Consider the following 15,648-nt stretch of genomic DNA (forward strand, 5'->3'; position numbering starts at 1 on the left):
CCAATTGTTAGTTGTGTCTAACAATTGGGGTGCAGTTCATCTCGCTAGGCGGTTTTTGTTTTACTGTGGAAAATAGCAATCTATGTAACTTTACCTATTTAGAAGTCGTTATAGTTGGCAAAGGTACTTTTAATTCAGAAAGGAGAGAATCACTTGTTTCTTCCTCATGTAAAACGGATAACTAGCTTGGTTTCACTTTGGCTAGCAGTCATGATAATTCTTGCTGGGGTGTTGCCACAGTCGGCTTATGCGGCTCAGCCAGCGATTAGTATTCAAAGCGAAATGGGATATAACGGGTATATCAAAGATGGTGAGTGGAACCCGCTTACGATTACCTTGAAAAGTGATGTTGACGTATCCGGGGAAATTGTTGTTCAGACAGAGTATTCCTATATAAATGGTAGTGGTTCTTATGTTAAAAAGGTAGATCTACCTGCCGGAACGTCGAAGAAGGTGATACTGGGGATTCCTGGTGCTTCTTTTAACAAAGGAAATAATACGATCCGATTCTATAAAGGAACTGCCCAGTCAGGTGAATACATTCCTTTTACAGTGGGTCAGTCATATTTAGCATCAAGTGCTACGGCAAGTACACTGATCGGTGTGCTTGCTCAAGATCCGGACAGTCTAAATTTCTTGAAAACGCTAAACCAACAAAGTCAGGGTCGAGATTTAACGGTGATTCCGCTTAATGGGGAGCAAATTCCTGATGATAGCACATTGCTGGATCCTTTAGATATTATTGTAGTTAATAATTTTTCAACTGACAGCCTTAGCTCCAAGCAAATTACAGCAATTCGTTCTTGGGTGGTTAAGGGAGGAACTCTCGTATTGGCAGGTGGCTCTGGCTATGCTAAGACGGTTAAGGGACTAGAAGACATATCTCCAGTTGAATACATAGGTCAAACGGATGTAACTTCGCTCCCTCAATTAGCGATAATTGGCGGGGATAAGCCGTTGAAATTTGAATCTCCGTTTCCAATATCACAAGCCAAACCCAAAGAAGGAGCGAATGTTTCGCTTCAAGCTGAAGAAGATCCGCTATTTGCTTCATGGTTAGTAGGCAAAGGTGAAGTTCATTATGCAGCTTATGATGTGGCGATGGAGCCTTTGAACTCATGGAGTGGTCATGGGGAAGTATGGAGTACAGAGCTGGGCCAGAAACTTTCCATATTACCTAATCTTCAAGGGATATATGGCTCTCAAAGTGGATTTATGTCCGGATTGGATTACATTCTAGATTATTTTCCATCCTTAACGCTTCCACCATTCTCTTTATTGGTATGGTTACTTCTCGCTTACGCCATTCTAGTAGCACCCATTTTGTACTATGTTCTGAAGAAATTAGATAAGCGGGAATGGGCATGGCTATTCATACCCTTGATTGCCGTGCTTGCGAGTGGGGGCATCTATATTGCGGGGACATCTGGCAAATCATCAATTCTTGCACATAATATAAGTATTATGGAGCTGGATGGAAAAGGGCATGCCAATCGAATAGCTGGATCCGCCCTGTTTGTACCTCGTGCAGGTGATTATAATCTGGAATTTGCAGCAGGTACTCATTTATTAGTAGGACGAGAGGATGGCCTACTTAGTGGGGGTCAAACTGGAGGTCCAGATCGACAATATATTAGTGTTCAGGATGAGAAAACCACTTTGAAATTGAAGGATATGACCCATCGATCTATGGCTAAGATGTGGCTCGATACTCCAGAAACTAGGGAGTTCGGCAAAGTAGATATCGATATTAGCTATGATGATCAGGGAAATCCAATGGGTAATATAACGAACAATACAACATCAGATTTAAGTAATTCTGCGTTAATTTTAGGTGGCAAAGTGTTTATACTTGGAGATCTACCAAAAAATAAGAGCTTGTCTATACCAGCAGCTACGAGTATGCCTAACTATGGTGATTATGGATCGACTCTTTTTCCTTACGGTGTTAGCTACGGTAATATCGACGAGTGGGAACGGGAAAGAGGTATTATAAATAATTATTTTGGACGCTCCAATGCAACGGTAAATAATGTGTTTCTCGCATGGAATAAGGATAAATTAAGTGATTATAAAGTGGATGGAAAAAGTGTGGCATCGGAAGACCTGAATATGTGGGTTCAATCAGTATCACCGAAGTTTGAGGCGAATGGTAATGTGAACATCCCTTATGGACTAATCAGTGGCAGTGCTAGCAGTACAACAGCTAATGAATTGAGTGCAAATGGTCCAGGAAGAGTTCAAATGTCCGAAGGTGAGACAGTCTTTGATTATATTTTGCCTAAGGATGAGAGTATCGAATATTCCTATCTAGCTATCATGCAAAGTGACATCAACGGCGCCATGACAACGGAGTTCTGGAACAACGATAGTGAAGAGTGGGAAGTGTTGAGCTGGAACAATGGTAAAGTAGAGTTCAACGAAAATATTAATTCTTATATTAATGCAGGCGGAATGTTGCAAATTCGGATTACTACAACGGATTGGTCTAACTTTGCATTGCCGGAAATCTCCCTGAAAGGAAGGAAATAGCCGATGATCGAGATAAGGAATTTGACGAAATCCTATGGTAGCTTCGAAGCTTTGAAATCGGTTAATCTATCTATCGCCAAAGGGACGGTATTTGGTTTTGTTGGACCCAATGGGGCCGGTAAATCGACGACAATGTCCATCTTAGCCACGCTAGTTCTACCTACTTCAGGTAGCGCGAGTGTTGGTGGATTTGAAGTGACGGAACAACCACATGAGGTTCGTAAAAGAATAGGGTACATGCCGGACTTCTTTGGCGTATATGATCAATTCAAGACGACCGAATATTTGCATTTCTATGGGGCCAGTTATGGGATCCCGCGACATGAACGCGAGAAACTGATTCCACAGTTGCTAGAACTCGTTAATTTGAATGATAAAAAAGATGCATACGTAGATAGTTTATCTCGAGGTATGAAACAACGTCTTTGTCTTGCTCGCTGTCTCGTACATGATCCCGATGTGCTTATTTTGGATGAACCCGCTTCTGGTCTCGACCCACGGGCTAGAATTGAAATGAGAGAAATATTGAAAGAACTGAAACTGATGGGTAAGACGATTATCATTTCCTCACATATTTTGCCAGAGCTAGCGGAAATGGTGGATGAAATCGGTGTAATCGAACATGGGGTCATGGTAGCTCAAGGCAAGGTGGCAGATATTCAAGATAGTCTTCGCGTCAAGCGTGTACTCCATATTCGGGTACTAGAACGTTCGGAGGAACTAGCTGAACAATTGCGAGATGAGGCATATGTCAGCCAGGTTATGAGTGACTCGTATGGTATACATGCTCACTTTAGCGGCGGGGATGCTGAGCAGTCGGGGCTATTAGGTAGAATAATGGAATCGGGTTATCAGGTAGTATCTTTTAATGAGGCTCAAACTAATTTAGAAGATGTATTCCTGGAAATTACGAAAGGGGGTACATCCGGTGATGAATTGGCGTAGAAAATGGATCAATCCTGTATTGGATAAAGAATTTGTACTACGCATGCGGACTCCCCGGGCAGCTTATTCGGTACTCATATATGTTCTAGTGATGGGGCTGCTTGGTATGGGAATTATTTATGTGATGACAGCGAGCGGGATGGGGAGTAGAGGACGCCTAGACCCAACTACCAGTCGTCTGATGTTCTATGCACTTAGTCTAGCGCAGCTTGTGCTGATTGCATTTATGACGCCGGCGTTGACCGCCGGGGTAATCAGCGGCGAAAGAGAGAAGCAGACGTTGAACATGCTACTGACTACACAGCAGAGCTCAGCTACGATTATTCTGAGTAAGCTAGCAGCTTCACTTAGCTTCATGACACTAGTCATTTTAGCTACGTTGCCAGTTTATAGCATTGTTTTTCTATACGGCGGGGTTTCTCCAAAGCAGCTAATTTTCGTGTTCTTGTTCTATTTGTTCATTATGCTACTGTTGGGAGCGCTAGGCGTATTCTTCTCCACCATTTTCAAAAAAACGATGGTATCCGTCATCATGACATATGGTGTAGGGCTGGTAATTTTTCTTGCAACAGGGATAGCCTATATTTTTGCAATGGGCATTGTGCAGACGCAAATGTATAGTTCAGGTGGACCTTCTAGCTATTCTAGTTATTCGTGGATCGGTTATATACTAGGGCTTAATCCTGCTGGGGCATTGATTAGTATACTAGAGCCGTCGTTCTCAGATTCGGTGTTTCAAGTGAACGGTGGAAATGCAGATGCGCCGATTGAATTATGGCAACAGTTTTTAATTGTATATAGTGTAGTGATCGTTATTGCGCTGTGGCTAGCCATCCGTTATATCCGTCCGGTTAGAAGGAATAGAGTGAAATCGAGTCCAATAATGGACCCAATAGAGTAAGGGATGTAGACGTTAAATGATTGCGGGAAGGAGGCGGAAAAGTGGAGCAGATATATAGCCAACTCAATAAGGTTCGTACGCGGTTACGATGGTTCCGAGGATGGAAGGGTGCAAGGATCGGCCTGATGGTAGGAATGGTTGCTGCGATCCTTTGGTTTGCGGCCGGACGACTGTGGCCAGTTGAAGGGCTTCTATGGTATGCCTTTGGAAGTTTCGTTATCCTCACGATCACTGGTCTGGTAAGAGGATTACTTATGCCAATTTCCTATATCGAAGTTGCACGTGAGATGGATCGTACGGAAAGTGGAGTAGAGCGTTTGGATGCAATGACAACATCACTAGAATTTGCTGCTGCTGATGTCCCGGCTGCTTCCTTACAGCGAAACCAGGCAATAGAATACGGTGGGGCTTATATCCGTGATCTCAAGGAACGCCTTCCTTTTCCGTTCAAGCGTAAGATGTGGATTCCTATTGCGGCAGGATTACTGGTAGTCATATTGCTTGCTGTACTCCCGAACCCTATGAATGAGGTTATTGCGCAGAAAAAGCTAGAACAGCAATGGGTAGATGAGCAGAAGAAAGATACGGATAAACTGGCCAAGGAATTAGAAGAACGTAACCTGGAACCGCTTGTGAGTGATCCGTTGGCCAAAGAACTAAGTAGCTTGAGACAAGCGCTGGAAGATAGCTCTAAACCTGATGAAGCGCTAGCCAGTATGGAGCAAGCCATGAAGCAACTCAAAGAAATGTCAGACAAGCTTGAGTTGAAACAACAGGAGCAGTCAAAGTGGCTTGAATCATGGAAGACAAATCCGACCTCCAAGGGATTGAGTGAGGCTTTAGAGAAGAAGGATACCGAATCTCTTACAGAACAAATGGAGACGCTTCGCAAAGAAATGGTCAGTTCAACTCCTGAAGAGCGGCAACGACTAGCGGATGAGTTGAAGCAGCTAGCAGAGACAGCGCCAATAGATGATCCGGATGCGCAGAAGCTAGCAGAAGCGTTACAGCAAGCTGCAGAAGCTATTGCTAAGGGTGAACAAGCTGGGATGGAGCAGGCGCTTCAGAACTTGGATGAGGCATTGCAGCAAGCGGCGAAGGCTGCAGGAAACAGCTCTCAGCAAGCCGAGAATGCTGCGGAGCTAGCTTCTGCTCTTGCCAAACAAGGATTGGATTTGGCGGAGAATATGGCAGCATCAGGACTTGCCGTATCGAATACTTGGAGCATGGGTGGCAGTGCGGAACAGTTAGCTACTTCGAGTACTCCTGCGAGCGGTCAAGGAGAGGCTGGAGAGGGAGCAGGACAAGGCGAGGGTCAAGGTGCCGGAGAAGGACAAGGTGCAGGCAGTGGTTCAGGATCTGGGAGTGGTGCTGGTAGTGGGAGCGGCTCCGGATCTGGAAGTGGATCTGGTTCTGGTTCTGGCTCTGGCTCAGGTTCAGGATCTGGGAGCGGCGCTGGTTCGGGTTCGGGAGCCGGATTGGGTACTGGGGAACGGAACTTAGTGACGACACCTAGAGATTACAAAGGCAATGGAAATATTCAGAATGATGGTGGTCCAACTAGTGGAGGTAGTGTGCAAAAAGGGGGAACTTCCCCTGTATTTGATGGGGCAAGCCGACCCTACGAAGAGGTATATAGTGATTATGCATCGGAGGCTAAACGATCCTTGGAGCGGACAGATCTTCCGCAAAGCATGCAGAGCTTAGTAGAAAGTTATTTTACTGAGATTGATCCCGGGTCATGAGTTAGGAATGGATGAGGAGGACAAGAGATGTTGGATCCAAAAGAGCAGATGGAATATTGCAAAAATACAATATCAGCGGTACGGGAAGAAATTGCCCGTGTCATCGTGGGGCAGCAAGATGTAGTAGAAGAACTACTCTGGTGTGTCTTTGCAGGTGGACATGCCTTGTTGGAGGGGATACCTGGACTTGGCAAAACGATGTTGGTTCGCACGATCGCCGATACGCTAGATCTGTCTTTCTCGCGTATCCAGTTCACACCGGATCTGATGCCGAGTGATATTACAGGTACGAATGTGATTCGATTCGGACCGCAAGGTGCGGCTGACACGGTGTTTCAACCAGGTCCAGTGTTTAGCAGCATCGTACTTGCAGACGAGATTAACCGAGCCACTCCAAAAACTCAGAGTGCTTTACTTGAGGCGATGCAGGAGCAGACGGTAACGGTTGCTGGAGACACTCGGAATCTGCCACAGCCCTTCTTTGTACTGGCGACGCAGAACCCATTGGAGAATGAGGGGACGTATCCATTACCCGAAGCACAGCTCGATCGGTTTTTGCTCAAAATTAATGTGACCTATCCTTCCCCAGAGGAGTTGAAGGAGATTGTACGTCGCACTACGGCAGTAAATTCAACCACTGTTAATAAGCTGGCATCTTCAGAAGAAATGCTGAAAATCCGGCAGATAGCGAAAGAAGTACTCTTATCCGATGATGTCCTGGAATATGGAGTTCGACTCTTAATGATGACCCATCCAGATGATCCTTCTGCGCCGGAATCTGTGCGTAAATATGTTGCATATGGTTCCGGGCCTCGCGGTATTCAGTCGATGATTTCGGTAGGGAAAGTAAGAGCGATATCCAAGGGACGTATGCATATATCGACAGGTGATATTGCCGCTGTGGCCATCCCTGCGCTGCGTCATAGGCTGTTTCTTAATTTTGAAGGTCAGGCGATGGGCGTGTCTACTGATCGATTGGTAGAGGATATTTTATCGGCGTTGGAGGGTTCAAGATGATCGATCCGCTACTTCCACCGTCTCTCATACCTCGTTTGGAGCGGTTATCTATTGCTTCCAAACGCAGAGTTAGAGGAACAACGCAGGGGAAACGCCGCTCGGGTCGTTTGGGCGCTTCTCTAGAATTCGCCGATTACCGGGAGTATGCACCAGGAGATGATATCCGGCGTTTCGATTGGGGAGTTTATGCGCGAACGGGCAGGCCATTTGTCCGGCAATATTGGGATGAGCAAGAATTACATGTCAATCTTTATTTAGATGTTTCGGCGTCCATGGATTTCGGAGGGAATCGCTCTATTGGAGCGGAAGGAACCGGAGTTCCCCATGCTGAGAATAAATTACACTATGCTAAATCGCTGGCTGCTGCTGTAGGCTACATGGCATTAGCGGGATACGACCGAGTCCAAACTACTCTTTTTGCAAGTGAAGTGGACGGGAAACTACCACCGATTCGGGGGAAGGCTTCAGCAGCTAGATTGTTTACATTCCTGCAGGATGCCAAGGTAGGTGGAGTAGGTGACTTAGCTACTGCGTTAAGGCGTCCTCAATCCATGCCAAGGCAGGCTGGGATGACCTGGATTTTCTCTGATTTCTGGTTGGAAGGCGGGATTGACTCCTTAGGAGAAACGCTATCTTGGCTACTCGCTACGGGCCAGGAGATAGTACTTGTACAGGTGCTATCACCCGAAGAAATCCTTCCTAAACTTAGTGGAGATTTACGGTTACTTGATAGTGAACTAGGAACGGGCAAAGAAATTGCGCTGACGGGTAAAGTGCTGGAGAGATACGGTAATGCACTGGAACAATATCGAGCAGAGATCGCCCGCTTCTGTAGTGAGCGAGGAATTCGTTATGTACAGGTTACAACTGATTTGCCACTCGAGAAGGGAATCTTCGAGACGTTGCGCGGCGCTGGGGTAGTCGGATCTTAGGAATAATAAACAAGGAGGGGACGTCATGGGGATTTCGTCTTGGGCAGGATTGTGGTTTGGTCTAACCATTCCGGTTATTGTACTGATGTATTTGTTCAAACGAAAATATCTCGACACGGTCGTTCCCAGCCATTTGTTGTGGAATCAAGTTTTACGCAATATCGAGGCGAATCGTCCGTGGCAAAAACTTCAGAATCGTCTGTTGCTCTGGTTACAATTGTTAGTTGCCGCACTGCTCGTATTTGCGCTGATGCTGCCCTTCGTGTGGGTTCACGGAAGTACGCAAGGTCATACGGTCATCATTGTCGATACGTCGGCCAGCATGAGCGCAAGATGGAATGATGCCACAAGTCCAGGCAATCACGATAAGCTAGAGAATCGACTTCATGGATTGAAAGAACAGTTAATCCAATACGCTGACTCGCTTGAGCGGGGAAATGAGGTATCACTCGTGAAGCTCGGAAGTGAGCCTGAGGTATTGCTATCCCGAGAGACGAACGGAAAGTCACTGCGGAAAGTGATCGAATCTTTATCTGTCGATTATGGCAAAGCAGCTTACAGGGAGACTTTGTCTCTAGCGGCTGCACTAACACAGGATGATCCGAAGGCTAATGTAATTCTCTATACAGATGGACAATGGAATGATTCATCTGCAGATATCGTCTTTGACGTTCCTGTAGAGGTGGTGTCTCTGAATGATAGAAAAGGGACTGCAATAAATGTAGGTGTTGAACAATTCGGAGTTAAGAATGAAGAGTCTTCAACTGAGGGTCTTGGTGTGGCTGTCGTTCGGAATTATGGTACTTCTCCGATAGAGGTGACCTTAGATTTATATAGTGATGGGAAATTAGTTGCTTCCAAGCAAACAGTACTTGAAGGCGGGAAGAGAACTACGGTGTCTTTCGAGGGGTTACCTATCGGTGATGTCTATAAGCTGAAACTAAGTCCAGAAGATGACTATGCCCCAGATAACGAAGTCTTTGCATTTCGGGAACAGGGGGGTGCACCCAATGTCTTGCTATTATCTGCTGGAAACTTATTTTTGGAGAAGGCATTGCAACTCTCTGGAGCGCGCGTGACTTTGATGGATCTCGATTCTGAACATGCTAGTGTCGGACAAACTGACAATACAGAGACACGTAAATTGCCAACACAGAGCCCAGATATCGTCATTGTTGATGGTGAGACTCCGGCGTTCCTTAAAGAAGACGAATGGGCCTTACTACTCAGGGAGACACCGCTCTGGACATTAGGTGGCGAAGGAGAACGAGTTCAACCTTCCAGTGGAGAGATGAAGGCGGAGAGTCATCCGGTAACCCGGTATTTATCTCTAACAGAGCCACCGGTTGGAGAGCTTCAGAAGGAAACCGTCCCAACATGGGCTAAGCCAATTCTAAAAATGGACGGACTTCCGGTGATGTATGCCGGAATGGAATCTGGGGTTCCACGTTTAAGATTTCTCTTCTCGCTGACGGAAGGGGATTTACCGCTACGGCCCGAATTTCCGATTCTTGTGAATAATGCTGTGCAGTGGTTGCAGTCAGGACGCACGACTGGGCTTGGGCGTGTGACCGCCGGAACGATCATAGATGTTCCAGTTACCGCATCAGCGGTGGATGCTTCATGGGTACCAAAGGATGGTTATGCAGTTTCGTTAGGGGCGAGTTCAATACCGGTGCAGCGTGTAGGGCAGAATATTGCATCACAGCAGGAGAGCCCAGCTACGCCAGGATTATGGAAGTTTGAAATGCGTGATGAGAGTGGGGCAGATCTGCCTGGATTTAATGTAGAGGTAGCTGCGGATTCAATGGAGTCAGTTATTTATGAAAGTGAACCACTTCCGCTGAATAGTGCTGATGGTACACAGCAAGTAGTGGATGGAAATAGTGAAGAAGGCGACAAATTGCAGGGGGATATCCAGCCATCGAAATCACGCTTTTCTTTGGTTTATTTAGCTGCATGGCTGGCACTGATTGTTATTCTAGCGGAGTGGGGGGTGTATCAACGTGGGCGTTCAATTTGATCATCCTTGGTTGTTATTACTCTTGATTCCTCTAGTCTTTGGTGCACGATATGCGTATCGCTCTGATTTCAGATTACTTGGTGGTCGGAAGAAATGGGCTATAGGTCTTCGAATTACGATCGTGACGCTACTTATTCTACTACTTGCTGGACTTCGTACTTACACGCTAGTCAAAGATAAAGAAGTCGTCTTCTTAAGTGATCGGTCCGCTAGTATGAGAGAATCCAGCTCGGTATCAGCGTGGATGATGAAAGCTAGTGAAGGGAAAGAACCGAAAGACAGTATTGGGGCAGTATCCTTAGGACTCGATGCGGTTGTAGAAAAAAATCTGGACACATCTCTTCTCACCGAAGGGTCGCTTGGTGGCAAGGTCAATCCTGGTTTTACTCATTTGGAGAAAGGTCTTCAGCTTGCAACAAGCCTATTTGGTGGGCAAGGTAACCGACATGTGGTGCTCATTTCAGATGGGGAAGAAAATATAGGCGAAGTTCTAAATGGTGCTAAGCTACTGAAGGAACGAGGAATTACGGTAGATGTATTGCCATACGACGAACCCGATCGGAAGGATGTTTCGGTAGAATCACTTCAGATACCAGAGAAATTATATTTGGCTGAATCTTTCACTTTTGATGTATTGATTAGTAGTACATATTCTGGGACTGGAGAACTTCGGCTGTATGAAGATAATACTGAAATCGGGAGAAAGACAGTAGCGTTAGAACAGGGTGAGAATCGCTTTGCACTGCAGGGGATGGCTCGAGCACCGGGACTTCATCGCTATCGGGCGGAAATCTTTGCCGAGGGTGATGAGCAGTCCGCTAATAATGCAAATTATGCTTTTACCCGGGTGTCGGGAAGCCCTAAGGTATTGATCGTAGAAGGAAAGAGTGGTACCTCTTCTAATCTGGAGAATGTTCTTCAATCAGGATTAATCGATTATTCTGTCATAGATCCGGGGTTACTCCCTTCGGAAATGGCTAAGTACGCAGCCTATGATAGCATTATTTTTAACAACGTCTCGGGTGATCAAGTTGGCGGCAAACAGATGGAGATGATCGAAGGAGCCGTTCGTTCTTATGGGATTGGATTTATGATGGTTGGCGGCGAAGATAGCTTTGGCATGGGTGGGTATTATAAGACACCTATCGAGAAGCTGCTCCCCGTCTCTATGGAGCTAGAAGGCAAAAGAGAGATTCCGTCGCTGGGACTTATTCTCGTTATTGACCGTTCTGGCAGTATGTCCGGTGACAAGATAGAGCTTGCTAAGGAATCAGCTATGCGGACGGTTGAATTATTGAGACCTAAGGATACGGTTGGAGTCGTGGCGTTCGATGATCAGCCTTGGTGGGTCGTGGAACCGCAGAAATTGGATGATAAAGATAGCGTGATCGCGAAGATTGGAAGTATTCCGAGCGCGGGAGGAACGGATATCTATCCAGCAGTTGCGAGTGCGACTGAGAAAATATTAGATATTTCGGCACAGCGTAAACATATTATCCTCCTCACCGATGGGCAGTCTGCTTTAAATTCGGGGTATAACGATCTTTTGACTACGATGAATGAGGAGAAAATAACGATGTCCACTGTCGCCGTAGGTGATGATGCGGACGTGCAGTTGCTGCAAACGCTAGCTAAAGGTGCAAAAGGCCGATATTATCTCGTTAAGGACGCTACGACATTACCGGCTATCTTTAGCCGAGAAGCGGCGATGATTGCTAGAACGTATATCGTGGACAAACCATTTGTGCCAGCACTTGTGCAAACGGGAGATTGGCAAGATTTACTCTCGGGAGGATTACCGAAAATTTATGGTTATGTGGCAGCAACGGCAAAATCCACGGCACAGACCGTACTGGCTAGTCCAGAGCCAGACCCGCTACTTGCAAGATGGCAATATGGATCTGGGCGAAGCGTGGCTTGGACAAGTGATCTAACAGGGAAATGGTCACGAGATTGGGTGGAATGGGCGAAATTCTCTGACTTGTTTACGGAGATGGTGAAATGGACGTTCCCTCAATTTACGGCTTCACCTTATGAAGTAAATACCGTGGCCCAGGGTAATGAGGTTCATTTTGAAGTAAAGGCAGAAGGGGACTTGGTGCCGGAGGAATTGGAAGCGGTAGTAGCCGGAGAAGATTCTCAGGAGACGCGAATTCCATTAGTTCAGAGCTCTCCGGGTGTTTACACTGGAATAATGGAAGTTAGTAGTTCAGGATCTTTCCTGATTAACTTGCAGGGTAAAAGTGGTGGAGAATCAATCGATGGGGGAACAGGTACGGGGTTTGTTATCCCTTATTCACCGGAATATCACCTCCGCACTGAAGATTCACAAGAGAAGCTTCAGACGCTTGCCGAGCTTACGGGCGGTAGAGTATTGACTTGGGAGAATCCGCAAGCGGTCTTTGAGTTTACGACCAAGCCGTACAAATCGCTTCGCGATTGGGACTATGCGCTGCTGGTCGCAGCGTTGATGCTATGGCTCGCCGACATCGCTGTGCGACGTCTAGCGTTGCCATGGGGCCGCATGGCGGAGGCGTTACTCGCCGCCATGCCTTGGCGTCGCCGCGCGGATTCGCGCGCGGCAGCAGGCCCAGGGCAGCCCGGAGCGTCCGCAGAGGCGGACGCCGGGCTCGCCCGGCTCGCGGCGCGCAAGTCCCGCGCCGCTGCCTTCTACGGCGGCGCGGGCGGGGACGCCGCTCCGCCGAAGGCGCAGGCACCGCCCGCCCGCCCACCACAAGGTGGGGCGGCGGGCGAGCCAGCGGGGTCCGCGCGCGCTGCGCAGCCGCAAGCAAAGACCCCGCCACCGGCTTCCCCTCCGCAGGAGGAAGCCGCGCCGGGGGCAGAGCGGCTTGGCCGCCTGCTGGATGCCAAGCGCCGAGGCAAGCGCTAGTCTATCTAGTAAGCGTCCGCCATGTCTTGCGCCGCTGCTATTGCAGCGCTTTATAACTATTGCATCAGGGAAAACGCCAATCGGCGTTTTTCTTTACATTCAAGACAGTTCTAGATTATTACTTGAAAGAGCGCTAACGTTATTCCAAGGTCATAGATGAACTTAGATCATTAAAGTGCTAAGTGCACATAATACAACTAAATTTGGCCTACTGATGCAGGGCATCAGTTTAATTGCACTATATACATCTATTTCTCAACTTCACCTGTGTTCCCTCTAGATAAATGTAGTTTGTACAACTATTGAACGGATTGGTAAGGTTGTATAGAAGATCTCAGATCTATGAATTGCAAAGTTAAATTGCAATGCTAAACTAAGCGCTTATGCATAAAATGACTTCTTTTCAGGGCAGGGTATGAGATAAGGAATATCATGTTCACTTTGATACAGATGGGGTAGAAGTAAGAATAAAGGATAGGAAAGTCGCATCGAAAAACGTATGGAAATGATGGTAATGAAGTGGTACAATGGATAAAGTCGAAATGATCTATTCAAATTGAATGTTTTGATTTATGAATGAGTGAATATGTATCTAGAACCAGTTAGCTTTCAATATTGAGGAGGAAATTAGCATGCCATTATCAGACAACAACACCATTGACAATCTATCGATTACTACGATTCGTACGTTGGCGATCGATGCTATTGAGAAAGCAAATTCCGGTCACCCTGGTATGCCGATGGGTTCGGCACCGATGGGTTACCAATTGTTCGCTAAAACGATGAATCATAATCCGGATCACCCAACTTGGATCAATCGGGACCGTTTTGTACTATCTGCTGGTCACGGTTCGATGTTGCTGTACAGCTTGTTACATTTGAGTGGATACGATCTTCCAATGGAAGAGATCAAACAATTCCGTCAATGGGGAAGTAAAACACCGGGTCATCCAGAGTTTGGTCACACGGCTGGTGTAGATGCTACTACAGGTCCTCTGGGCCAAGGATTGGCTATGGCTGTTGGGATGGCACTTGCTGAAACTCAGCTAGCTGCAACTTACAATAAAGACGACTTCAAGGTTGTTGATCATTATACGTACGGCATTTGTGGTGACGGAGACTTGATGGAAGGTGTTGCTAGTGAGGCTGCTTCCCTTGCAGGTCATCTGAAACTGGGCAAATTGATCTTCCTATATGATTCCAACGATATCTCACTTGATGGTAAGCTGAACCTCAGCTTCTCCGAAGATGTAGGTAAACGTTTTGAAGCTTATGGCTGGCAATCACTTCGTGTTGAGGATGGCAACGATTTGGCTGCGATTGAAGCGGCAATTGCCGAAGCAAAAGCGGACACCACACGTCCAACATTGATTGAAGTAAAAACCGTAATTGGTTACGGAAGCCCGAACAAACAAGGTAAAGGCGGCCATGGTGGTACTCACGGTTCCCCACTAGGTTCAGAAGAAGCTAAGTTGACGAAGGACTTCTACAAATGGGTATATGAAGAAGATTTCTACGTTCCTGAAGAAGTTCGCGAGCATTTCGCTAAAGTTAAAGAACGTGGAATCGCAGCTAACAAAGCCTGGGATGAGTCTTTTGCTAAATACAAAGCTCAGTATCCAGAACTTGCGGCGCAATTTGAAACGGCTATTGCTGGCGATGTTCCTGCAGATTTCGATGCTGAACTTCCGAAATATAGCGCTGAAGATAAAGCTGTATCCACTCGTATTGCTTCTGGTAATGCACTGAATGGATTAGCAGCACGTGTACCACAACTACTAGGTGGATCTGCTGACCTAGAGAGCTCTACGATGACACATCTAAAAGGTTTGACGGTTTATAACGCAGAGAACCGTGATGGACGCAACTTGTATTATGGCGTTCGTGAATTCGCAATGGCAGCAGCAATGAACGGTGTTGCACTACACAGCGGACTCAAAATATTCGGAGGAACGTTCTTCGTCTTCACAGACTATCTTCGTCCAGCAATTCGTCTAGCTTCCATTATGAAACTGCCTGTAACCTACGTGCTAACGCATGATAGTATTGCAGTGGGTGAAGATGGACCTACACATGAACCGATCGAACAGCTTGCTTCCTTGCGTATTATCCCGGGTCTGACGGTTATTCGTCCTGCTGATGGTAATGAAACATCTGCTGCTTGGGCATACGCTGTTGAGAATAAAGCCAACCCAGTAGCACTCGTATTGACTCGTCAAAACCTACCAATTCTTGAGAAGAGTGCAGAACTTGCTCGTGAAGGTGTGAGACGCGGCGGATATGTAGTATCTGATGCGAAGGATGGTAACCCAGTAGCACAAATCATTGCTTCCGGTTCTGAAGTACAGCTTGCTGTGAAAGCACAAGCCGCATTAGCGGAAGAAGGCATTCATGTTCGTGTTGTAAGCTTACCAAGCTGGGATCTATTCGATAAACAAGATCAAGCTTATAAAGATTCCGTTATTCTACCAAGTGTTAAAGCTCGCGTTGCTGTAGAAATGGCACATCCATTTGGTTGGGAGCGTTATGCTGGTGAGAAAGGTTCCGTTATCGGAATCGATATCTTCGGAGCTTCTGCGCCTGGCGATAAGGTCATTGAAGAGTACGGCTTTACGGTAGAAAATGTTGTGAATCACGTTAAAGAACAATTGAAATAAGCTCTG

Annotated in this window: 9 protein-coding genes; all 9 read left to right on the forward strand. The window is 46.6% G+C overall.

The annotated features are described in order from the left end of the window. The first annotated feature begins 114 nt into the window (after positions 1–114). The 9 genes from EJP82_RS25685 (at position 115) to tkt (ending at position 15,642) form a co-directional block, all read left to right on the forward strand. Entirely contained in the window at positions 115–2,532 is a 2,418-nt protein-coding gene (locus tag EJP82_RS25685; protein WP_127194928.1) for a DUF7408 domain-containing protein, read from the forward strand. 3 nt (positions 2,533–2,535) lie between these two features. After that, a complete protein-coding gene (locus EJP82_RS25690) occupies positions 2,536–3,477 on the forward strand; it encodes an ABC transporter ATP-binding protein (RefSeq protein ID WP_127194929.1) in 942 nt (313 codons plus the stop codon). Further along, entirely contained in the window at positions 3,464–4,378 is a 915-nt protein-coding gene (locus EJP82_RS25695) for an ABC transporter permease (RefSeq protein WP_127194930.1), read from the forward strand. The genes EJP82_RS25690 and EJP82_RS25695 overlap by 14 nt, the downstream gene beginning before the upstream one ends. Before the next feature lie 41 nt (positions 4,379–4,419). Beyond that, positions 4,420–6,123, forward strand: a complete 1,704-nt coding sequence (locus EJP82_RS25700; protein ID WP_127194931.1) for a phage tail tape measure protein — start codon at positions 4,420–4,422, stop codon at positions 6,121–6,123. 27 nt (positions 6,124–6,150) lie between these two features. Further along, the gene (locus tag EJP82_RS25705; protein ID WP_127194932.1) at positions 6,151–7,140 is read left to right on the forward strand and encodes an AAA family ATPase; all 990 of its coding nucleotides are present in this window, start codon (positions 6,151–6,153) and stop codon (positions 7,138–7,140) included. Then, a complete protein-coding gene (locus EJP82_RS25710; RefSeq protein ID WP_127194933.1) occupies positions 7,137–8,072 on the forward strand; it encodes a DUF58 domain-containing protein in 936 nt (311 codons plus the stop codon). The genes EJP82_RS25705 and EJP82_RS25710 overlap by 4 nt, the downstream gene beginning before the upstream one ends. Before the next feature lie 25 nt (positions 8,073–8,097). Continuing rightward, entirely contained in the window at positions 8,098–10,095 is a 1,998-nt protein-coding gene (locus EJP82_RS25715) for a vWA domain-containing protein (protein ID WP_127194934.1), read from the forward strand. Beyond that, complete coding sequence (locus EJP82_RS25720; RefSeq protein ID WP_127194935.1) at positions 10,079–12,985, forward strand: VWA domain-containing protein; 2,907 nt, start codon at positions 10,079–10,081, stop codon at positions 12,983–12,985. Before EJP82_RS25715 ends, EJP82_RS25720 begins: the two co-directional genes overlap by 17 nt. A gap of 632 nt (positions 12,986–13,617) precedes the next feature. Next, positions 13,618–15,642, forward strand: a complete 2,025-nt coding sequence (tkt, locus tag EJP82_RS25725) for a transketolase (RefSeq protein WP_127194936.1) — start codon at positions 13,618–13,620, stop codon at positions 15,640–15,642. The last annotated feature ends 6 nt before the right edge of the window (positions 15,643–15,648 follow it).

Origin of the sequence: Paenibacillus anaericanus (assembly GCF_003994475.1) — a bacterium.
Taxonomy (GTDB): Bacteria; Bacillota; Bacilli; order Paenibacillales; family Paenibacillaceae; genus Fontibacillus; species Fontibacillus anaericanus.

Bases quoted from the DNA above. Each gene is read 5' to 3' on its own strand.
- EJP82_RS25690 (WP_127194929.1), top strand. From the start codon at position 2,536: ATGATCGAGATAAGGAATTTGACGAAATCCTATGGTAGCTTCGAAGCT.
- EJP82_RS25695 (WP_127194930.1), top strand. From the start codon at position 3,464: ATGAATTGGCGTAGAAAATGGATCAATCCTGTATTGGATAAAGAATTT.
- EJP82_RS25705 (WP_127194932.1), top strand. From the start codon at position 6,151: ATGTTGGATCCAAAAGAGCAGATGGAATATTGCAAAAATACAATATCA.
- EJP82_RS25710 (WP_127194933.1), top strand. From the start codon at position 7,137: ATGATCGATCCGCTACTTCCACCGTCTCTCATACCTCGTTTGGAGCGG.
- EJP82_RS25715 (WP_127194934.1), top strand. From the start codon at position 8,098: ATGGGGATTTCGTCTTGGGCAGGATTGTGGTTTGGTCTAACCATTCCG.
- tkt (WP_127194936.1), top strand. From the start codon at position 13,618: ATGCCATTATCAGACAACAACACCATTGACAATCTATCGATTACTACG.